The organism is Paenibacillus sp. GM2 (assembly GCF_900069005.2).
Classification (GTDB): domain Bacteria; phylum Bacillota; class Bacilli; order Paenibacillales; family Paenibacillaceae; genus Fontibacillus.
Genome location: NZ_LN831277.1, coordinates 1 through 20,241 on the forward strand (window position 1 = coordinate 1; position 20,241 = coordinate 20,241).

Annotated in this window: 19 protein-coding genes and 1 rRNA gene; all 20 read right to left on the minus strand. The window is 49.1% G+C overall.

Annotated features, from left to right (window positions below; all coding sequences use genetic code 11):
* Positions 1 to 1,507, minus strand: a 16S ribosomal RNA gene (locus BN1360_RS03575); the annotation flags it as partial.
* A gap of 360 nt (positions 1,508 to 1,867) precedes the next feature.
* Positions 1,868 to 3,382 (minus strand): lysine--tRNA ligase, encoded by a 1,515-nt coding sequence (gene lysS, locus BN1360_RS03580; RefSeq protein WP_068778532.1) that lies wholly within the window; start codon positions 3,380 to 3,382, stop codon positions 1,868 to 1,870.
* Between the two features lie 123 nt (positions 3,383 to 3,505).
* The gene (gene greA, locus BN1360_RS03585; protein ID WP_068778533.1) at positions 3,506 to 3,982 is read right to left on the minus strand and encodes a transcription elongation factor GreA; all 477 of its coding nucleotides are present in this window, start codon (positions 3,980 to 3,982) and stop codon (positions 3,506 to 3,508) included.
* A gap of 62 nt (positions 3,983 to 4,044) precedes the next feature.
* Complete coding sequence (locus tag BN1360_RS03590) at positions 4,045 to 4,200, minus strand: hypothetical protein (protein WP_157259336.1); 156 nt, start codon at positions 4,198 to 4,200, stop codon at positions 4,045 to 4,047.
* A 148-nt stretch (positions 4,201 to 4,348) separates the two neighbouring features.
* Positions 4,349 to 5,350, minus strand: a complete 1,002-nt coding sequence (gene dusB, locus BN1360_RS03595) for a tRNA dihydrouridine synthase DusB (protein WP_068778534.1) — start codon at positions 5,348 to 5,350, stop codon at positions 4,349 to 4,351.
* A 32-nt stretch (positions 5,351 to 5,382) separates the two neighbouring features.
* The gene (locus tag BN1360_RS03600) at positions 5,383 to 5,586 is read right to left on the minus strand and encodes a helix-turn-helix domain-containing protein (RefSeq protein ID WP_082789921.1); all 204 of its coding nucleotides are present in this window, start codon (positions 5,584 to 5,586) and stop codon (positions 5,383 to 5,385) included.
* Positions 5,538 to 6,086 carry a 2-amino-4-hydroxy-6-hydroxymethyldihydropteridine diphosphokinase gene (folK, locus tag BN1360_RS03605; RefSeq protein WP_068778535.1) on the minus strand — a complete coding sequence of 183 codons (549 nt, stop codon included), beginning with the start codon at positions 6,084 to 6,086 and terminating at the stop codon, positions 5,538 to 5,540. The genes BN1360_RS03600 and folK overlap by 49 nt, the downstream gene beginning before the upstream one ends.
* Before the next feature lie 9 nt (positions 6,087 to 6,095).
* A complete protein-coding gene (gene folB / locus BN1360_RS03610) occupies positions 6,096 to 6,458 on the minus strand; it encodes a dihydroneopterin aldolase (protein ID WP_068778536.1) in 363 nt (120 codons plus the stop codon).
* A gap of 70 nt (positions 6,459 to 6,528) precedes the next feature.
* Positions 6,529 to 7,365 carry a dihydropteroate synthase gene (gene folP, locus BN1360_RS03615; RefSeq protein ID WP_068778537.1) on the minus strand — a complete coding sequence of 279 codons (837 nt, stop codon included), beginning with the start codon at positions 7,363 to 7,365 and terminating at the stop codon, positions 6,529 to 6,531.
* Positions 7,366 to 8,247 carry an aminodeoxychorismate lyase gene (gene pabC, locus BN1360_RS03620; RefSeq protein ID WP_068778538.1) on the minus strand — a complete coding sequence of 294 codons (882 nt, stop codon included), beginning with the start codon at positions 8,245 to 8,247 and terminating at the stop codon, positions 7,366 to 7,368. It abuts the gene before it with no gap.
* On the minus strand, positions 8,244 to 8,825 hold the full coding sequence (gene pabA / locus BN1360_RS03625) for an aminodeoxychorismate/anthranilate synthase component II (RefSeq protein ID WP_068778539.1): 582 nt from the start codon (positions 8,823 to 8,825) through the stop codon (positions 8,244 to 8,246). Before pabA ends, pabC begins: the two co-directional genes overlap by 4 nt.
* Positions 8,822 to 10,378 carry an anthranilate synthase component I family protein gene (locus BN1360_RS03630; RefSeq protein ID WP_068778540.1) on the minus strand — a complete coding sequence of 519 codons (1,557 nt, stop codon included), beginning with the start codon at positions 10,376 to 10,378 and terminating at the stop codon, positions 8,822 to 8,824. The genes pabA and BN1360_RS03630 overlap by 4 nt, the downstream gene beginning before the upstream one ends.
* Positions 10,379 to 10,640: 262 nt before the next feature.
* Complete coding sequence (gene cysK, locus BN1360_RS03635) at positions 10,641 to 11,579, minus strand: cysteine synthase A (protein WP_068778541.1); 939 nt, start codon at positions 11,577 to 11,579, stop codon at positions 10,641 to 10,643.
* A gap of 326 nt (positions 11,580 to 11,905) precedes the next feature.
* Positions 11,906 to 12,814, minus strand: a complete 909-nt coding sequence (hslO, locus tag BN1360_RS03640) for an Hsp33 family molecular chaperone HslO (protein WP_372776399.1) — start codon at positions 12,812 to 12,814, stop codon at positions 11,906 to 11,908.
* Positions 12,815 to 12,945: 131 nt separating this feature from the next.
* Positions 12,946 to 13,710, minus strand: a complete 765-nt coding sequence (locus BN1360_RS03645; protein ID WP_068778542.1) for a type III pantothenate kinase — start codon at positions 13,708 to 13,710, stop codon at positions 12,946 to 12,948.
* A 5-nt stretch (positions 13,711 to 13,715) separates the two neighbouring features.
* Positions 13,716 to 14,582, minus strand: a complete 867-nt coding sequence (gene nadC, locus BN1360_RS03650; RefSeq protein WP_068778543.1) for a carboxylating nicotinate-nucleotide diphosphorylase — start codon at positions 14,580 to 14,582, stop codon at positions 13,716 to 13,718.
* Positions 14,572 to 16,188, minus strand: coding sequence for an L-aspartate oxidase (gene nadB / locus BN1360_RS03655; protein WP_068778544.1), 1,617 nt, complete (start codon positions 16,186 to 16,188; stop codon positions 14,572 to 14,574). The genes nadC and nadB overlap by 11 nt, the downstream gene beginning before the upstream one ends.
* 35 nt (positions 16,189 to 16,223) lie before the next feature.
* Positions 16,224 to 17,162, minus strand: a complete 939-nt coding sequence (gene nadA, locus BN1360_RS03660) for a quinolinate synthase NadA (protein WP_068778545.1) — start codon at positions 17,160 to 17,162, stop codon at positions 16,224 to 16,226.
* A 290-nt stretch (positions 17,163 to 17,452) separates the two neighbouring features.
* Positions 17,453 to 19,582: an ATP-dependent zinc metalloprotease FtsH gene (gene ftsH / locus BN1360_RS03665; protein ID WP_068778546.1), complete on the minus strand. Its 2,130-nt coding sequence runs from the start codon at positions 19,580 to 19,582 to the stop codon at positions 17,453 to 17,455.
* Positions 19,583 to 19,682: 100 nt separating this feature from the next.
* Positions 19,683 to 20,222, minus strand: a complete 540-nt coding sequence (hpt, locus tag BN1360_RS03670) for a hypoxanthine phosphoribosyltransferase (protein WP_068778547.1) — start codon at positions 20,220 to 20,222, stop codon at positions 19,683 to 19,685.
* Positions 20,223 to 20,241: the final 19 nt, after the last annotated feature.

Below are 20,241 nucleotides of genomic sequence, written 5' to 3' on the forward strand. Positions count from 1 at the left end.
GACTTCACCCCAATCATCTACCCCACCTTCGGCGGCTGGCTCCTTGCGGTTACCTCACCGACTTCGGGTGTTGTAAACTCTCGTGGTGTGACGGGCGGTGTGTACAAGACCCGGGAACGTATTCACCGCGGCGTGCTGATCCGCGATTACTAGCAATTCCGACTTCATGCAGGCGAGTTGCAGCCTGCAATCCGAACTGAGACTGGCTTTTTAGGATTCGCTCCATCTCGCGACTTCGCTTCCCGTTGTACCAGCCATTGTAGTACGTGTGTAGCCCAGGTCATAAGGGGCATGATGATTTGACGTCATCCCCGCCTTCCTCCGGTTTGTCACCGGCAGTCATTCTAGAGTGCCCACCTTTACGTGCTGGCAACTAAAATCAAGGGTTGCGCTCGTTGCGGGACTTAACCCAACATCTCACGACACGAGCTGACGACAACCATGCACCACCTGTCTCCTCTGTCCCGAAGGAAAGGCACATCTCTGTACCGGTCAGAGGGATGTCAAGACCTGGTAAGGTTCTTCGCGTTGCTTCGAATTAAACCACATACTCCACTGCTTGTGCGGGTCCCCGTCAATTCCTTTGAGTTTCAGTCTTGCGACCGTACTCCCCAGGCGGAATGCTTAATGTGTTAACTTCGGCACCAAGGGTATCGAAACCCCTAACACCTAGCATTCATCGTTTACGGCGTGGACTACCAGGGTATCTAATCCTGTTTGCTCCCCACGCTTTCGCGCCTCAGCGTCAGTTACAGCCCAGAGAGTCGCCTTCGCCACTGGTGTTCCTCCACATCTCTACGCATTTCACCGCTACACGTGGAATTCCACTCTCCTCTTCTGCACTCAAGCTACCCAGTTTCCAATGCGACCTAAGGTTGAGCCTTAGGATTAAACATCAGACTTAAATAGCCGCCTGCGCGCGCTTTACGCCCAATAATTCCGGACAACGCTTGCCCCCTACGTATTACCGCGGCTGCTGGCACGTAGTTAGCCGGGGCTTTCTTCTCAGGTACCGTCACTCCGGTAGCAGTTACTCTACCGAACGTTCTTCCCTGGCAACAGAGCTTTACGATCCGAAAACCTTCATCACTCACGCGGCGTTGCTCCGTCAGACTTTCGTCCATTGCGGAAGATTCCCTACTGCTGCCTCCCGTAGGAGTCTGGGCCGTGTCTCAGTCCCAGTGTGGCCGTTCACCCTCTCAGGTCGGCTACGCATCGTCGCCTTGGTGAGCCGTTACCCCACCAACTAGCTAATGCGCCGCAGGTCCATCTGCAAGTGACAGATTGCTCCGTCTTTCATTACTTCCCCATGCGAGAAAATAAATTATCCGGTATTAGCTAACGTTTCCGCTAGTTATCCCAGTCTTACAGGCAGGTTACCTACGTGTTACTCACCCGTCCGCCGCTAACCCTCTGGAGAGCAAGCTCTCCATTAAGTCCGCTCGACTTGCATGTATTAGGCACGCCGCCAGCGTTCGTCCTGAGCCAGGATCAAACTCTCCAATAAAGTGTTACTCATTGAAAAGAGCGATTAGCTCATTTTGAATCTGACTTATTTCTTAGATTTCACTTGACGTGAAACCCGCTCACTCGTTGTTCAGTTTTCAAAGATCAACTTCGTTTTTAACGTCGCTGCGTTCTCAGCAGCAACTCTTATAATATATCATGTCCAGCTCATCAATGCAAGTATTATTTTTCTTTTCCTTTTTAGAAGCTGTCCAACAATGCTTCAATTTAATGACTGGACATTTAATATACCACCGTGCCACAGATAATGCAAGCACTTTTTCAACTTATTCTGATTAACAAAAAAAGGCCGTCTCCAATCGTAAATAACTACGATATGAAGACAGCCCTTATCCTTTATTTAACGCATATGAGGGAACAACAATACATCACGAATTGAAGGCGAGTTCGTCAACAGCATAACGAGACGGTCCATTCCAATTCCCAGCCCCCCTGTTGGCGGCATTCCGTATTCGAGAGAACGAATGAAATCCTCATCCATCTCATGCGCTTCATCATTTCCATGTTCGCGTTCGAGCATTTGCGCTTCAAACCGTTGACGCTGATCAATCGGATCATTAAGCTCGGAGAACGCATTAGCATGCTCACGTGCCACGATGAACAATTCGAAGCGATCTGTAAAGCGAGGATCTTCTTCATTCTTTTTAGCCAAAGGAGAAATCTCTACCGGATGACCATATACAAATGTAGGCTGAATCAACGTCTCTTCTACAAATTGCTCGAAGAATGCGTTCAAAATATGACCATAGGTCATATGCGGCTCAACTGGAACTTTATGATCCTTAGCCAATTGGTGTGCCCCTTCCTTCGTCATCTGGATGCCAAAATCTACACCAGTTACTTCCTTAACCGCATCAACCATCGATACACGGCGCCACTCCGGAGTCAAATCTACTTCTTGGCCTTGATAATTGATTACCGTCGTACCCAATACTTCTTGAGCGATATGAGCAATCATATTCTCAGTCAAAGACATGATATCTTTATAGTCAGCATAAGCTTCATATAATTCCATCATAGTAAATTCCGGGTTATGGCGCGTCGAAATTCCTTCATTGCGGTATACCCGACCGATTTCATAGACCTTCTCCATACCGCCAACAATAAGACGCTTCAAATGGAGCTCAAGAGCAATCCGCATATAGAGCTGCATGTCCAGTGCATTATGGTAGGTAATGAACGGACGAGCTGCCGCACCACCTGCAATACTGTGAAGTGTTGGCGTCTCAACCTCCAGATAACCGATGGAATCGAGATAACGACGCATGGATTGAATAATCCGGGAACGGTTAATAAACGTCTGCTGTACCTCTGGATTCACAATCAAGTCGACATAACGCTGACGGTAACGCAGTTCAACGTCCTTCAGACCATGATATTTATCAGGCAAAGGGTAGAGAGACTTGGACAGCACCACCAGGTCCTCTACATGAACTGTAGTCTCGCCGGTCTTCGTCTTAAACACCACGCCGGTTACACCGATAATATCGCCCAGATCAAGCAGCTTGAACGCTGCATACTTATCCTCCGGAATACTATCCTTGCGAACATAAATCTGAATTTTGCCGGATAAGTCCTGGATATGCGCAAAACTTGCCTTGCCCATACCGCGCTTAGCCATAATACGGCCAGCGATAGATACCTTAACTTGCTGCTCATCCAGCTCTTCCTTCGTCATTCCATCATACTTGCTCAGAATATTCCCCGCCATATTGTCGCGCACATATTTGTGGCCAAAAGGGTCGATCCCAAGCTCGCGCAGCTCGTCCAATTTATCGCGGCGAACCTTCAATAACTCACTAATCTCGATGACTTCTTCATTTTGCATTTCTTCGTTATGCGTTTCTTCGCTCATGCTTCGCTCCACTCCTTACAAACTATATAATAGGATTGTTTACACCATCAATCACAAACCGACCCACTTAAAACAGTGAAAGAAGCCTCCGCTGGGGAAGCTTCTTGAATCGCTAAATCAGCTTTATTTCTTGATATCAACAATTTTATATTGAATAACGCCTGCCGGTACGTTCACATCGACTACAGCGCCCTTCTTTTGGCCCAGAATTGCCTTGCCTACCGGGCTCTCATTCGAAATCTTGTTCTGCAGCGGATCGGATTCAGCTGTACCTACGATCGCATATTCCATCGTATCACCGTACTCCAGGTCTTCTACAATAACCGTCGAACCGATGCTTACTGTATCTGTATCGATCTCGTCGTTGTTAATAATACGCGCGTTGCGAAGCATCTTCTCCAGCGTAATGATACGTCCTTCAATAAATGCCTGCTCATTCTTCGCATCTTCATACTCCGAGTTCTCGCTAATATCGCCGTAGCCGATCGCGGTTTTAATCCGTTCAGCAACTTCACGGCGTCTAACCGACTTCAGATTCTCAAGTTCTTCTTCCAGTCTTTTTAGACCGTCCTGTGTAAGAATAACCTCTTTATCGCTCATCTCAACCGATTCTCCTGTCATGGAAATAATTTTCGCACTCGTGTAAAGCGATCTTGAACTCCTCAAATATATAAGCGGTCGATATATCCTGCAAATAGGAGCAGCCAATCCCCCCCACGTATGGCGAAGGCCCTGGTTTCCGCCTGGCCAGAGGCGGCAAAAAATAACGCATCATTGAGATTATCATATGCAATCTCTTGGAGGTCAGACCACTCCATGTTGTGGAAGTTATCTCCTGAGGCGAATTTATACTGTGAAATTATAGGGGAACGATTCTGAAATGTCAATGACAGCTAAATTTCCAAATGTAAACGTTTCAAAAAGTTCACTTTTTCCACGGTTTGATTTAGCTGGTTATTCTTGTAACTACGCCGACGCCTCAGTCGCTTCCGGCTCTGTGGAAAGGCTGGCAACAAAGTCTTCAAGAATGCGCACCATTTCATTTCGTCTCGTCTCTTCCATAATGGAGTCCTTAATCCGAGCGGCCCCTTTTAATCCCTTCAAGTACCATGCCAAGTGCTTGCGCATCTCGCGAACTGCGACACTCTCGCCTTTCAGCACAGCCAGACGGTCCATATGCAAAATCGCAATTCGAATCTTCTCTTCAGCACCGGGCTCCGGGAGCAGCTCCCCCGATCTCAGATACTCTATGGTACGATACAGCATCCACGGATTCCCTAGCGCCGCCCTTCCGATCATAACACCGTCACAGCCTGTCTCTGCCAGCATCCGCTTGGCATCCTCAGGAGTATGAACATCACCGTTGCCGATAACCGGGATCGATACTGTATCCTTGACCTGCTTGATATAACTCCATTCGGCTGTGCCTGTATAGAGCTGCTCCCGAGTCCGTCCATGGACACTGACAGCCTTAGCTCCAGCCTGTTCCACAGCCTTAGCATTATCAACGACATAAATATGCTCCGAATCCCAGCCTATACGCATTTTCACCGTAACCGGCTTACTTACGGCATCAACGACAGCGGATACCATCTCGAATATTTTATTTGGATCAAGCAGCCATCTTGCACCGGCGTCACATTTTGTAACTTTAGGCACCGGGCATCCCATATTAATATCAATAATATCCGCATTCGTCTGCTGATCGACAACCTTCGCCGCCTCAACAAGAGACTCGCGGTCACCTCCGAAAATTTGCAGGCTCAACGGCTTCTCCCGTTCATCCACAAATAGCATTTCCTGCGTGCGTTTGTTGCCATGAAGAATAGCTTTATCGCTGACCATCTCTGCACAGACCAGCCCTGTACCAAATTCCTTGGCGATCAGCCGGAAGGCAGGGTTGCATACCCCAGCCATCGGGGCGAGCACGACTTGGTTTTTCATTTTAATATCGCCAATCTTCAGCATGATGGTCCCTCCTATATATAATCGGATTTATTTTATTCCAACTTCAGTTCTTGCAGGGAAATTCCCAGACAATCTGAAATTTTAATTAAAATTTGATCTTCTACATGTCGATTCCCGCGTTCTATGGCACCGAGAACCGCTAATGAAATCCCTGACCGCCCCGCCAGTTCTTGCTGGGTAAAGCCTTTCAGCTTCCGGAACGCACGGATGCGCTGACCCAATTGCATGCTTTCCAAAATCGGACGCCCCCCTTATCATCCATCTGTTCAAGAACATCGTGAACACGACGATATAGTCCAGACGCTTCCCCTGTCGGAACAATATCAGCTAGAGGAACGAGTACAAATACCCGTTCAAACATCCGGGGATGCGGGAGAATTAAATGGGCAGTAGACAACTGATGCCCTTCCACCCATAACAAGTCGAGATCAACCGTCCGGGGGCCCCATCTAATAATGCGTTCCCTGCCCAGCACCTGCTCCGTCTGCAGCATAACATCAAGCAGCGCTTCCGGGGCCAGCGTTGTTTGCAGGGCAATGGCCATATTTACAAAATCGGGCTGATCCGCGTATCCAACCGGGTCGGTCTCATACATATTCGAGCAACGAAGTACCGTAATCCTGGGGTGTTCATCTAATAAATTGATCGCTTCCTTCAAAGTTGCCTCACGGTCGCCCAGATTGGCTCCCAGTGCAATATAAGCCTCAGAAGCTTCAGTCAAAGTCTGTATAGTCATGCATGCTTCTCACTTTCTTGAACGGTATAGTTCCACCGTAACGCCATTAAAATGAACATCAAAAGGCGGATGCGGTTTGGTTAAACGAACCGTTAACGCATCTACCATAGTATAAGTGTCCAAAACCGAGGATGCAATATGCTCAGCCAGAGCTTCAATCAGCTTAAAGCTCTTATGCTGGACGATTCCTTGAACCAGCTCATGGACTTCGGCATAATTTACCGTTGCAGTCAGATCGTCACTGCTTCCGGCAGCACTCAAATCCATCTCCAATTCCAAATCTACGATGAAGCGCTGGCCCAACTTGCGCTCCTCAGCAAAAACGCCGTGATACCCGTAATATTCCATGCCGCGCAAAATCATTTTATCCATAATTTATTTATTTCCGCCTTTCCATATATCTTACTTCCATATCAAAATGGAGTGATCGTCGTATTAAGTGTTAAATATACACAATAGCATCGCACATTTGTACCGTCTGCTTAATCTCTTTTACATCATGCACCCGCACGATCTGACAACCTTGGGCAATACCAAGCGCCACCGTAGCCGCCGTGCCCAACACAAGCTCATCTACCGGCAGATCGAGCGTGGTTCGAATAAACCTCTTGCGCGACGTCCCCAGCAGCATCGGGAAGCCAAGCTCAACCAGCTTGTCCAGCGATTGCATCACTTTCAGGTTCTCCTCATAGTCCTTAGCAAATCCAATTCCCGGATCGAGGATAACATTATCGTCCCGTACCCCGGCATCCCTGGCAATCTTAATGCTCTCAAGCAGATCATCCGCCACATCCTGCATCAGAGCATTATAATTGCGGTCATGCCGATTATGCATGATGATCGCCGGACAATCAAATCGAGCTGCTACCTCAGCCATTTCCGGATCTGCCTTGAAGCCCCACACATCATTTATTATATGAGCTCCCACCTGAAGCGACTCTCGAGCAACGATCGCCTTATAGGTGTCCACTGACAAAGGAACCTGCGGCATCACACGATGAAGCGCCTCTACGATAGGGACAACCCGCTCCAGTTCTTCCTCTGCTCCTACGGGGTTATGCCCGGGTCGTGTGGACTCTCCACCAATGTCGATAATATCCGCTCCGGCAGCTATCATCTCCTCGGCATGGCGAATCGCCTCATCCCTCCGATTATAACGTCCCCCATCCGAGAAGGAATCCGGGGTCACATTAAGGATACCCATAACTAACGTACGGTTGCCTAACTCCAGCACCGTATCACCACAACGGTAACTACGCTTATATCGTTTTGGTTGCATTTACACTCCCGCCTTTTGTCTATATTGCTCTACAAGCTGTCTTGTAATAGACCCCATCCGGCCATTTCCGACTATATAACGACCTCCTTCAGGCTCTAAAAGGCCTGTTACGGACACCGCTTCCTGGATGGAATTCGTCACAAAGATCTCGTCCGCTTGCTTCAAGCGATCCCACTTGTAATATCCTTCTTCAAACGGCAGTCCCAATTGGTTAGCCAGTTGCAGAATAAACGCACGAGTAATCCCTGGGAGAATACCAGTGCCTATATCCGGCGTATATAGCTTGCCATTTTGCACAAAGAAAAGATTGCTTACGATACCCTCGGCCAAATAACCGTCCGCAGTCAGCTGCATCCCTTCGTAATTCCCCGCCCTTAAATGCGTGTATTCTCTTAATTCACGCTTCGCCAGCATATTATTCATATAATGAAGCGATTTGAGCCGAATCTCGCCCTCCGGCGTATTCCTAAGCGTGTTCAGCCGATATAGCGACTTGCCCTCCATATACAGCTGCGGATCTACTGGCCCTAGTGGCTTAACATAAATAATGACCGCAGGATCTCCATAATCTTCTGAGGGAAGTCCTAGCGGACCTTCTCCCGCCGACACTGTGAGACGAATATAACCTTCCTGAAGATTATTGAGACGAAGCAGTTCTCCAATCTCCTGGACAACTTGATCTAACTGCAGCGGGTAGCGAATCCCCAAGCTCCGGCAGCCTTGCTCAAGCCGCTCCAGATGCTTCTCTATTAAAAAGGGACGTCCATTATAGGTCCGAAAAGTCTCAAACAGGCCCATCCCGTACATAAAGCCGTGATCCATTACGGACAGCACGGCTTCAGCGGCTGGGGTAGGAACTCCATTCACCCCGATATATTTCATAAGAATGCTTCTGCCTTCCGGCTTAAGAAATTGCGGAGAATTTGATGGCCGTGATCGGTGATGATCGACTCCGGATGGAATTGCACGCCTTCAACGGCGTATTCTTTATGACGCAAGCCCATGATCTCTCCCTCTACAGTCTCCGCGGTGATCTCCAGGCAATCCGGCAGACTCTCCCGTTCAACGATCAGCGAGTGGTAACGCGTCGCCGTAAACGGCGATGGCAGTCCTGTAAATACCGATTCACCCCGATGGTGTATGGGCGATGTCTTCCCATGCATTAGGCGCTCCGCGCGAATCACGTTCCCGCCGAAGGCCTGACCGATCGCCTGATGACCGAGACAGACGCCAAAGATCGGAATGACTCCTTGGAACCGTTCAATGACTTCCAGTGTAATTCCAGCCTCGTTCGGTGTACAAGGACCCGGTGAGAGCAGAATGTGATCTGGCTTAAGCTCAGCGATCCCGTTCAGATCAATCTCATCATTACGCTTAACAACCACTTCTTCCCCAAGCTCTCCCAAATACTGCACCAGATTGTACGTAAATGAATCATAATTATCAATGACCAGTATCATTTTTCTTCATCCCCCTTCTTGTCGCCTTGGCATCCATCTTGATGGCTTTTTCCCAACGCCATGGCTATTGCCTTGGCCTTATTATGACATTCCCGATACTCGCGGTACGGTGAAGAATCAATGACGATCCCCGCTCCCGTCTGAATATATCCGAATCCGTCCTTTACGACCAGCGTACGTATAATAATATTTAATTCCATATTGCCGTTATAGTCAATCCACCCCATCGCCCCGGTATAAGGCCCGCGGGTGACAGGTTCCAGCTCCTCGATAATCTCCATCGTCCTGATCTTGGGCGCTCCTGTAATCGTCCCCCCGGGGAAGACGGCCGCAATCGCATCCATCGCTGTCTTGTCCGCCGGAAGCCGTCCCTCAACCTCAGATACCAAATGCATGACATGCGAATAACGTTCGATCGTGAACAGCTCGCTTACTTTGACGGAGCCAAACTCAGCTACCCGCCCGAGATCATTGCGCAGCAGATCAACCAGCATAATATGCTCCGCCTGCTCCTTCTCGTTCGTGCGCAGTTCCTGCTCCATCTTCCGATCCTCGGCCTCGGTTAGACCGCGCCGCCGCGTTCCTGCAATTGGACGGGTGCGCATGATTCCCTGATCCAGCTTGATCAGCAACTCAGGCGAGGCGGAGACAAGCTTAAAGTCAGGAAAGCTCATGAACCCCATATAAGGCGAAGGGTTGATCTCTCTTAAGTCTTCATAAATATGCTCGGGCGTGGCCGCCAGAGGAAATGCTTGTCTCATTGACAGGTTGACTTGAAATACATCGCCCGCAGCGATATATCTCCGTACTTGCTCCACCGCCTGCTCAAAGCCTTCTTGCGTGAAAGAGGCACTATGTGCTGTAGGCACCGGAATAGACTCTAATGTAGACGCTGAGCTCTGTCTAGTATTACCGTTCTTTGAGCTACTGAACCTTTGCCATTGTTCTATCATTTGAGCAGACGTTCTTTCAGCCAAGTCATATTTCTCCCGTAAACTAGCGCTGCTCTCTTCCCTGCCCGCTATCGGGCAATGAACAACCGCATAAATATCGCCACTCAACGCATCAATAACCCACAGCTCTTCAAATCTCATCCAGATATAATCATCAAGCTTGAGGTCATCCTCCGCCAATTGCGGCAGACGCTCCAAGGATCTTGCCACATCATACCCCAGAAATCCAACAGCTCCCCCACTGAAGAAGGGAAGTTCCGGGATGAATGGAGCTTTATAGGGAGCGAGCCACTTTCCTAACAGTTCAAGCGGCTTGCCCTCTAGCATTGCTACCTTAGACTGCTCCTGGCTTAAATCGTAAATGTGGGCCTTTTCCGCCTTGCCGCGAATTACAGACACCGGCGTCAAACCGAGAAAGGTGTAGCGTCCCCCTTTTCCACTCTCCAGCACACAGCAATAAGGATGAGCCTCCTCCCAAGCAGCGGACCAATGGGCAGGCAACGGGTTCTCAGCATGCATTTTCACTGCATACGGCAACATAGTCCAGCTCCCCTCTTGGACCAGACGAACCCAATCTTCAAATGTTAGCATAGTCTTCATTAGATGCTGTATCCCCCATCATCTTGTTTGTGCCTGTAAGTATACTAAGCTTTTCTCTTTTATTAAAGTATAAGTGCGGATATAAGTGTACGTTCAAGAAAGTTTGGTTTTCAGTACCCGAAAGGTTGGGTGAAGCCAGGGCTGAAAGAAGCGGACTCTTTGAACCCCAAAGGTATGCAAAAAACCCCGGGAGTTCGAACCGAACTACCCGGGGGATGGTGTATGATCTGACTCGCGCAGGTAAAACTCAAGAATGATAAGATTAAGCTTCGAAATTGTATAGCGGTGTGCTCAGATAACGCTCGCCATTACTTGGAATAACCGCTACTACGCGTTTGCCTTTGCCAAGCTCCTTAGCAACTTTAAGGGCAGCGAATACGGCTGCGCCGGAGGAAATACCGCCTAGAATTCCTTCTTCTCTAGCAACATGACGCGCTTGATCGAAGGCTTCGTCATTCTCAACATGGATAATTTCATCATAAATGTCACGGTTCAAAATCTCAGGAATGAAGTTTGCTCCAAGGCCTTGAATCTTATGTGGTCCCGGTTTGCCGCCCGACAAAATCGGAGATGCTGCAGGTTCTACCGCATAGATCTTCACGTCTGGGAAGTGCTTCTTAAGAACTTCACCCGCACCGCTAATCGTACCGCCTGTTCCGATCCCGGCTACGAAAGCATCCAATTTACCGTCAAGCGACTCAATAGCTTCTACGATCTCAGGACCCGTCGTCTCACGGTGAATTTTCACATTCGCTTGGTTTCTAAATTGATCCGCGAGGAAATAATCCGGATTGGCAGCCAGAATTTCTTCCGCCTTCTTAACAGCTCCGTTCATTCCTTCCGATCCTGGAGTCAGTACAAGCTCTGCTCCGTATGCACGCAGCAGATTGCGACGTTCAATACTCATCGTCTCAGGCATAATGATAACCGATTTGTAGCCTTTGGCAGCAGCAACGAGCGCAAGACCGATCCCCGTATTACCACTGGTCGCTTCAACAATCGTACCGCCCGGTTTCAATTTGCCAGCCTTCTCCGCTTCCTCAACGATGCTGATTGCGATCCGGTCCTTAACGCTGGAGCCTGGGTTTTGGTACTCCAGCTTGACATAGATTTCTGCACTATCCTCAGGAACAATCCGATTCAAGCGGACCAGAGGTGTACCACCGATTAACTCTGTTACATTATTTACGACCTTTGCCATATAAAGCCCTCCTTTGGATAAAAAGCATGAGGCAGATCATCGGAGCAGCGAGCCGTATAAGCAACAGGCTGCCCTTTGAACTTGAACTTTAACAATATAATCTTGATGTAAAAATGAAGCCGATTTGAGGAAATCATCCTATTCTTGGTCTTCATTTATTTCCGAGTAATTAAGTTGGTTTTACTATCTATTATCTTAACAACCTAAGGTAGGAGTTGTCAAGAAAGGACACAAAAAATACTTTGCCCTTTCGATTCATTTCTGATTCCAAGGGGCAAAGCATCCTATTCGTATTTATTAAAACGATCCAGCCGCTACTCCAGCCGTTATTTATTCTGCTGATCAAGCCGGGTGATTAATTCACTGATGTCTTCGCGACTGAACTTATACACTTCATTGCAGAATTCGCAGATAACCTCTTCTTCTTCATGGCCGGAATCACGGATCTCCTCCAGCTCTTTTCTGCCCAGGCTGATCAGAGTACGTTCAACACGCTCCCGCGAACAATGACAGGCAAATACAATGTCCATCTCGTCCAATATCTTCACATCAGGAATGATCCAGCGCAGCATCTCCTCCAGCTCCATCCCTTGATCAAGCAGCGAAGTCACCGGTGGAAATCTTCCGATGGATTGCTCGATGGCGCTAATCTCTTCATCGCTTAGACCTGGCATCAGCTGAATGATGAACCCGCCAGCCACAATGACGGAATGATCCTCCTTCACCAGAACACCCAAACCAACAGCGGACGGAGTCTGTTCCGATACCGCAAAATAGTAAGTGAAGTCTTCAGCGATCTCACCTGAAATAATTGGCGAGCTTCCGCTGTACGGCTCCTTCAATCCTAGATCCTTGGTGACATGAATATAACCGGTCGTCCCTACAGCAGCGGCCACATCCATCTTGCCTTTTCTTTTGCTCGTCGTCTGTACATGAGGATTCTTGACTGTACCACGAACCTCACCTTTGGCATTGGCGTCGGCAATGATCTGCCCGATCGGTCCATCACCCTTCACTTGCACCGTTAATTTCTCTTCGCCCTTCAACATAGCGCCCATCATAGCCGCAGCGGTAACCGTGCGGCCTAATGCTGCCGTTGTCGTCGGGAATGTATCATGCCTGCGGCGCAGCTCTTCAACAAGCCCGGTTGTGCGCACGGCAAAAGCGCGAACCTTGCCATCCAGCGCGATTCCGCGAATGAGACGGTCTTTTGTTGTATTTATAGAATTATCCACCCGAGTATCCTCCCTATGTCTATATAAATGGATGTTCAAAAAGGCCGGGTTACAGCACCCAGAAGGCATTAGTCTCAATTGGTTGTTCCGATCAAAGCAGACTTTTTGAACTACCTTTATGATGTAATTATTTATTGGTTGCGTTCGTAAATAATACGCAATCCCTCCAGAGTCAAGAGTGGATCTACTTCTTGAATGGATTTGGATTCGCTGGCAATCAGTTCGGCAAGGCCACCCGTAGCGATTACCTTGATATCTCCATCCATCTCACGGCCGATTCTGTCTACGATACCATCAACCTGTCCGGCATAACCGAAGATGATACCAGCCTGCATAGCGTGGACCGTGTTGCGGCCAATGACCTTCTTAGGCTTCTCCAGTTCAATCCGCGGCAATTTCGAGGCTCGTTGATACAGCGCCTCCGTCGAGATTCCAATCCCCGGAACAATGGCCCCGCCGAGATAGTTCCCTCCATCATCCACGCAGTCGAAGGTTGTTGCCGTACCAAAATCAACGACCACGAGCGGGCCGCCATACTTCTCTATCGCCGCAACAGCATTGACAATCCGGTCCGCACCAACCTCACGCGGATTCTCATATCTTAGATTCAGACCTGTTCTGATGCCCGGTCCGACAACCAGAGGTTTCCTCCGTAGATATTTCACACTAAGTTCCTCCAGCACATGCATCAGCGGAGGAACTACAGAAGAGATAATAACCCCTTCAATTTGCTTAATATCTATATTAGACATTTGGAACAAGTTATAAATCAGTACTCCATATTCATCTACCGTAGATTGACGATTCGTACCAATTCGGAAATGATGCAGCAGTTCCCGCTCTCTATAAATGCCCAGAACGATATTTGTATTGCCGACATCCACCACAAGGAACATCGATTTTACCTCACTTTCTTCTCGCCCAGATCCAAACTGATATCCAGGCTTTCAAACGAATAAGTCAACCGGCCTACCGAGATGACATCGACGCCGCTCTCGGCGATGTTATGAATCGTCTGCAGCGAGACATTCCCGGATGCCTCCACGGTGACGTGCGGAGCTTTAGACTTGATGAGAGCTACCGCTTCCTTCATTCGCTCTGGGGCCATATTATCGAGCATGATAATGTCCGCCCCGGCAGTCAGGGCCTCCTTCACCTGCTCGAGGCTCTCGGTCTCCACTTCAATCGTCATCGTATGAGGGATATTCGCCCGGGCTCGGCTAACCGCTTGGGTGATTCCGCCTGCGCCCTTGATATGATTATCCTTAATCATAACCGCATCGTACAATCCAAAACGATGGTTCGCTCCGCCACCCATCCGTACGGCATACTTCTCCAGCATACGGTGGCCTGGCGTCGTCTTGCGCGTATCGACAAGGCGCACAGGCAATCCCTCCAGCGCGTCAATGAACGACCGGGTACGTGTCGCTATGCCTGACAGGCGCTGTAGAAGATTCAGAGCAAGCCGCTCCCCTGTTAAAACGCTGTGCGTACTTCCCTCAACTTCTGCTAGAATGGTGCCTTTAGCTATAGCTTCCCCATCCTGGACGAATGGAGTAAATTTCAACGTGGGATCCACGACCTCGAACACCAATTGCACGACAGGCATGCCCGCCGCTACCCCCGCTTCCTTGGCATGAATAATCCCTTTGGATTCATGGCCAGCCGGTACGGTCACACTAGTAGTAACATCGCCTGAGCCCACATCTTCGCGCAGCCATATGCGAATTGACTCCACTAGTCCTTCATTATATCCATTAAACATCATCACTGATTTCCTCCAGCATCCCTTGTTCCCGGTGCCGCAAAATATGCCTCAGCCAACGCTCATCATTCCGCAACGGGAAATCCTCCCGATAATGGCCGCCACGGCTCTCTTCTCGGGCTAGCGCTGATTCTGTCAACAGCAAGGAACAAGTTAACATATTGGCAAACTCCATCTGCTCACTTGTGTGCAGTTTCGTCGTGAAAATAGGCTGCAGCTTGTGCAGCTCCTCTAATCCCTTGAGTAAACCACCCCGCGTCCGGCGTACACCGACCTGGCGAACCATCACTTTCTGCAGCTTCAATCTACGTTCAACAATCGGCTGTGCTTCTTGCTCTATACGCTCCCCAGAGTAAACGATATTCAAGCCCGTCCTCCGGATCGGCCCCAGCTGACGGATTCGTTCAATGATCCGGCTCCCATATACAATCGCCTCAGATAGCGAATTGCTGGCCAGACGATTGGCCCCATGCACCCCGGTTGATGAGACTTCGCCACAAGCGAACAATCGTTCAACGTTGGTCTCTCCATGATGATCGGTTAAAACGCCACCCATCATATAATGCGCAGCTGGAGCAACCGGAATCCAATCCGTCGTCATATCCAGGCCATAACCGAGGCATGTCTCATAAATGGTTGGGAACCGACGCTTGACCAGCTCGGATGATTCATGAGTGATGTCCAGATACACATTTGTGGATTGAGTAGCCTCCATCTCGCTCACAATAGCTCTGGCTACAATATCCCGAGGCGCCAATTCCAGCAGTTCATGATATTTCTCCATAAAGCGTTCGCCTTTGATATTGCGCAGAACCGCTCCTTCGCCACGCACCGCCTCTGAAATCAGGAACCGCGGTGCCCCGGGATAGCACAGTGAGGTAGGATGAAATTGAATAAATTCCAAATCACGCAAATAGGCGCCAGCCCGATAAGCGATCGCAACACCATCTCCAGTAGCTATCTCCGGATTCGTCGTATAACGATACAATTGACCGGCTCCGCCGGTGCATAGAATCGTGGCTTGTCCGCGCAAAAATACACGTTGCCCATCCGGCCGCTGAACCAGCGCCCCCAGGCATTCATTGTCCTCCGTAATCAAGTCGATGACATAATGCTCGCTCCATACATCAATCCGATCATGGGAAATAACCTGCTCAGACAATGCCCGTACGATCTCATAGCCTGTAGCATCCCCATTGGCATGAAGGATACGACGATGGCTATGCGCCCCCTCCTTCGTCAAGGCAATTGCTCCATTCTCTACGTCAAACGATGTACCAAGACGAATCAGTTCCTCTACGCCCTTAGGCCCTTCATGAACCAGAATGTTGACAGATTCCAGGGAGCATAGCCCGGCACCTGCCATCAAAGTATCCTCCCGATGGGATTCAGCGGAGTCGTCATCGGACATGACGGCGGCGATACCGCCTTGCGCATATCTTGTATTGCTCTCCATAAGCGCTTTTTTCGTAATCATGGTTACGTGCCGATCTTCACTTGCCTTAATAGCTGTAAACAACCCGGCGATACCCGAGCCGATTACAATGATGTCTGTATCGATCACAGGCAATTGCCCAAGATCAAAATCGACCAAATATTGTGGAATCACGGTAGTCACCTGTCTTGAGATGAGAGTAGCGCATGCTACTGAACTTGTAGCATGCGCTCTAGAGAAATTCTAGCCTTGTCGGCGACAGCAGGCGGAACATAAATTTGCGGCTGCATCGTCTCGAGACATTTCACGAGTTTCTTCAAGTTGTTAACCTTCATATTTGGACAAACGAGGAATTTGGAGGCAAAATGGAACGCCTTATCCGGGCTATCCTTCCTAAGCTGATATCCGGTTCCATCTTCCGTTCCGACGATAAACTCCTGCGTGTTCGAATTTTTGCAATAATCAATGATTGCTGTTGTACTACCTACAAAGTCGCCCATAGCGACAACCTCAGGGCGGCACTCAGGATGCACGACGAACTCCGCATTTGGATGCTTCGCCCTCATCTCAACCACATCTTTTACAGTTAGCATGTCATGGGTGTTGCAGTAGCCTTCCCAAATGATCATCTTCTTGTCTGTGTGCTGCTGGACGTAGTGGCCCAGGTTCTTATCCGGAACCCAGATAATCTCATCGGCATCTACCGAATTGATCACCTTGACTGCATTTGAGGATGTGCAGCAAATATCGGTCTCTGCCTTAACCTCAGCGGAAGAATTAATATAGGTAACAACCTTGGCATTAGGATGCTGCGCTTTTAGCTTGCGAAGGCCGTCGACATTTACCATATCGGCCATCGGACAGCCGGCCCGTTCATCCGGAATAAGTACCGTCTTGTTCGGTGCCAAAATCTTTGCGCTCTCTCCCATAAAATGAACTCCACAGAAGACGATCGTCTCTGCATCGGTTGAAGCCGCCTTCTGGGCAAGCAAAAATGAGTCGCCACGGAAATCGGCAACCTCCTGAATTTCATCACGTTGATAATAATGCGCTAGAATAATTGCGTTGCGTTCCTTCTTGAGCTGTACGAGCTTCTCCCGCAGTTCGCGGTTCATCTCCGCCTTCCGCTCCAGTGCCTGTGCCTCCACGGATCCTTCCTCCCCTGTATGCGCTCACGATTCTACGCCGCGGCTTCTCTCTATAACCACCAACAACTGTTCATTTCATTGACCTAATCTTATGACAGTACTTATTGTCACACGGTATTAACAATTAATTTACACAAGGTGAGTTACACTGTCAATCAATCTGCATGGCATAATTCACACGTGATTAGGCGCTATTTATAGTGATAGGCCTATTATAAGCGCAAAAAACCGGAGGACCCTCTCAGGTCCTCCGGCATGCTATCCCTCATCTTGGGAATGTATCGCTTCGCTTATACAGTAGGCGTACTGCCACCGTTATTAGATCCGTTATTGTCGCCATCTTCCGGCGTAACCGGAGGATCACCTACAGTTCCCTGCGGCTTATCCACGACTGGATCTTGCGTGAAGTCATTGGCAGAACCGCCTGGTACGTCGTTCGGGATGTCTCCTTTAGGGATTACTGTATTCGTATCTTCGGTCTTACCTTGAATACGAACCTTCACATCTCCAACGGAATCAATAACCGGTTCTCCAGACTCGGTGGAACCGCCATTGTCGTTGCCATCAGTCACTTCGCCAGACTCCAGCAATCTGCCATGCTTGATCAATTGATCGATTTGATCAAATTCCAGAGTCTCAACCTCAAGCAAAGTTTCTGCAATCAGATGAACTTCCTTGGAGTGCTCAGTCAGGATTTGTCTACATTGCTCATAGCACTGGTTAATGAAGCGCTGCATCTCTTGATCAATCTCATAAGCAATTTGATCACTGTAATTCTGCTCATGCCCGAAGTCACGGCCGAGGAACACTTGCCCTTGCGAGGTTCCAAATTGCATTGGGCCAAGCTTCTCGCTCATCCCGTACTCGACAATCATGCTGCGTACGATGCTAGTCGCTTGTTGGAAGTCGCTGTAAGCCCCGGTACCGATCTCGCCGATGAACAATTCCTCGGACACACGGCCGCCCAGAAGGCCTGTAACTTTCTCAAGCAGTTCTTGCTTCGTAACAAGCATCCGATCTTCCTTCGGCAGCATGATGACATAGCCGCCAGCGCGTCCACGTGGAATAATGGTTACCTTGTGAACCATATCGGCATTGGCCAGGAAGTATCCGACAATCGTGTGGCCCGCTTCGTGGAAAGCGACAATGCGCTTCTCGCGGTCACTGATCACACGGCTGCGTTTCTCTGTACCTACAATGACACGGTCGATCGCTTCATCAACCTCAACCATGGAAATATCTTTACGATTACGGCGCGCTGCAAGCAAAGCAGCCTCGTTCAGCAAGTTCTCCAAATCTGCGCCTGTAAATCCGGTCGTCCGTTTTGCGATCACATCCAGACGGACATCCTTCGTAAGCGGTTTGTTGCGGGCGTGTACTTTCAGTACTGCCTCACGGCCTTTCACGTCTGGACGATCAACCGTAATCTGACGGTCAAAACGTCCCGGACGGAGCAATGCCGGGTCAAGAATATCGGCACGGTTCGTTGCCGCAACGATGATAATACCTTCATTGCCGCTGAAACCATCCATCTCAACGAGCAATTGGTTGAGTGTCTGCTCGCGTTCATCATGCCCGCCGCCAAGTCCGGCGCCACGCTGACGACCCACAGCATCAATCTCGTCAATAAAGATAATACATGGAGCATTTTTCTTCGCATTCTCGAACAAGTCCCGTACCCGGGAAGCACCGACGCCGACGAACATTTCAACGAAGTCGGAACCGGAGATGCTGAAGAACGGAACGCCTGCTTCGCCGGCTACCGCACGAGCGAGCAAGGTTTTACCTGTACCCGGAGGGCCCACAAGCAGGACACCCTTCGGAATTCTTGCACCTACCGCCGAGAATTTCCGCGGGTCCTTCAAGAAGTCAACGACTTCGACAAGCTCTTGCTTCTCTTCATCCGCCCCGGCTACATCCTCGAAGGTAACCTTCTTCTTCTCTTCGTTATAGAGACGGGCCCGGCTTTTGCCAAAGTTCATCACTTTGCCGCCGCCGCCCTGCGCCTGATTGAACAGGAAGAAGAACAGAATGAACATAATTGCCAGCGGAACAATCGAAGTCAGGAAAGTAAGCCAGATACTTTGTTCCTGCATTTTCTTCCAGGTTACTTTAAAATCGTTCTGCTCGCTAAGATCTGTGATCTCCTTGAGCACATTCTCGTCAAATGGAATATAAGCCGAGAATTTCTTCGTCCTGCTGTCACCGACTTTTTCTTTATACTCACCGGTTACCAGATAGGCATAACCGTCAAATTTACCGGTTAATTCCTCAACATTGTTCGCCTTCAATTGCTGGCGTAACTCTGTATAACTAGGGGTGACGGTTTCCTCTTGTCCGCCAATAAGAAATTGAGCGATGCCCACCACGACTAAGAAAAGTATCAAATAAAAACCAGAATTCCGGATGAACCGATTCATCCCCTACCTCCTCTCAGAACCTTAAAATATTTTACCATAGCCGCATACGCCTTTTCAAAAAACAGGCAAAGAGTCCATCAGACCGTAAGAACGGCTGATCTTAGCTGGAGTATACCTCCGGCTTAAGTACCCCGATGTAAGGGAGGTTACGGTATTTTTCAGCATAATCCAGTCCATATCCAACCACGAACGCATCCGGCAGAATAAATCCGGAGATATCAGCCTTCAGATTTACGGTCCGGCGGGCTGGCTTGTCAAACAGTGTAGCGATCTTTACAGATTTTACATTGCGGCGCTGGAGCACATCCACCAGATAGCTTAGAGTCAGTCCGCTGTCGATAATATCTTCCACGATCAGAACGTCGCGTCCTTCGACGGAAGAATCCAGATCCTTAATAATCTTTACTTCACCTGATGAACGGGTGGACGTACCATAACTTGAGACAGCCATAAAGTCCATCTCTACAGGTACTGTAATCTGCTTTACCAGATCCGCCATGAATATAAAAGCGCCCTTAAGAATACAGATGATCAGCGGATTGCGCCCTTCATATTCTTCACTTAATTGTTTGCCGATTTCTGCGACTTTTGCTTCGATCTGTTCCTGTGTGAACAGAACCTCCTGAATATCGTTGTGCAAAGTAAGTAAACCCCCTACG

Bases quoted from the DNA above. Each gene is read 5' to 3' on its own strand.
- lysS (WP_068778532.1), bottom strand. From the start codon at position 3,382: ATGAGCGAAGAAACGCATAACGAAGAAATGCAAAATGAAGAAGTCATC.
- greA (WP_068778533.1), bottom strand. From the start codon at position 3,982: ATGAGCGATAAAGAGGTTATTCTTACACAGGACGGTCTAAAAAGACTG.
- BN1360_RS03590 (WP_157259336.1), bottom strand. From the start codon at position 4,200: ATGGAGTGGTCTGACCTCCAAGAGATTGCATATGATAATCTCAATGAT.
- dusB (WP_068778534.1), bottom strand. From the start codon at position 5,350: ATGCTGAAGATTGGCGATATTAAAATGAAAAACCAAGTCGTGCTCGCC.
- folK (WP_068778535.1), bottom strand. From the start codon at position 6,086: ATGACTATACAGACTTTGACTGAAGCTTCTGAGGCTTATATTGCACTG.
- folB (WP_068778536.1), bottom strand. From the start codon at position 6,458: ATGGATAAAATGATTTTGCGCGGCATGGAATATTACGGGTATCACGGC.
- folP (WP_068778537.1), bottom strand. From the start codon at position 7,365: ATGCAACCAAAACGATATAAGCGTAGTTACCGTTGTGGTGATACGGTG.
- pabC (WP_068778538.1), bottom strand. From the start codon at position 8,247: ATGAAATATATCGGGGTGAATGGAGTTCCTACCCCAGCCGCTGAAGCC.
- pabA (WP_068778539.1), bottom strand. From the start codon at position 8,825: ATGATACTGGTCATTGATAATTATGATTCATTTACGTACAATCTGGTG.
- BN1360_RS03630 (WP_068778540.1), bottom strand. From the start codon at position 10,378: ATGAAGACTATGCTAACATTTGAAGATTGGGTTCGTCTGGTCCAAGAG.
- cysK (WP_068778541.1), bottom strand. From the start codon at position 11,579: ATGGCAAAGGTCGTAAATAATGTAACAGAGTTAATCGGTGGTACACCT.
- BN1360_RS03645 (WP_068778542.1), bottom strand. From the start codon at position 13,710: ATGTTCCTTGTGGTGGATGTCGGCAATACAAATATCGTTCTGGGCATT.
- nadC (WP_068778543.1), bottom strand. From the start codon at position 14,582: ATGATGTTTAATGGATATAATGAAGGACTAGTGGAGTCAATTCGCATA.
- ftsH (WP_068778546.1), bottom strand. From the start codon at position 19,582: ATGAATCGGTTCATCCGGAATTCTGGTTTTTATTTGATACTTTTCTTA.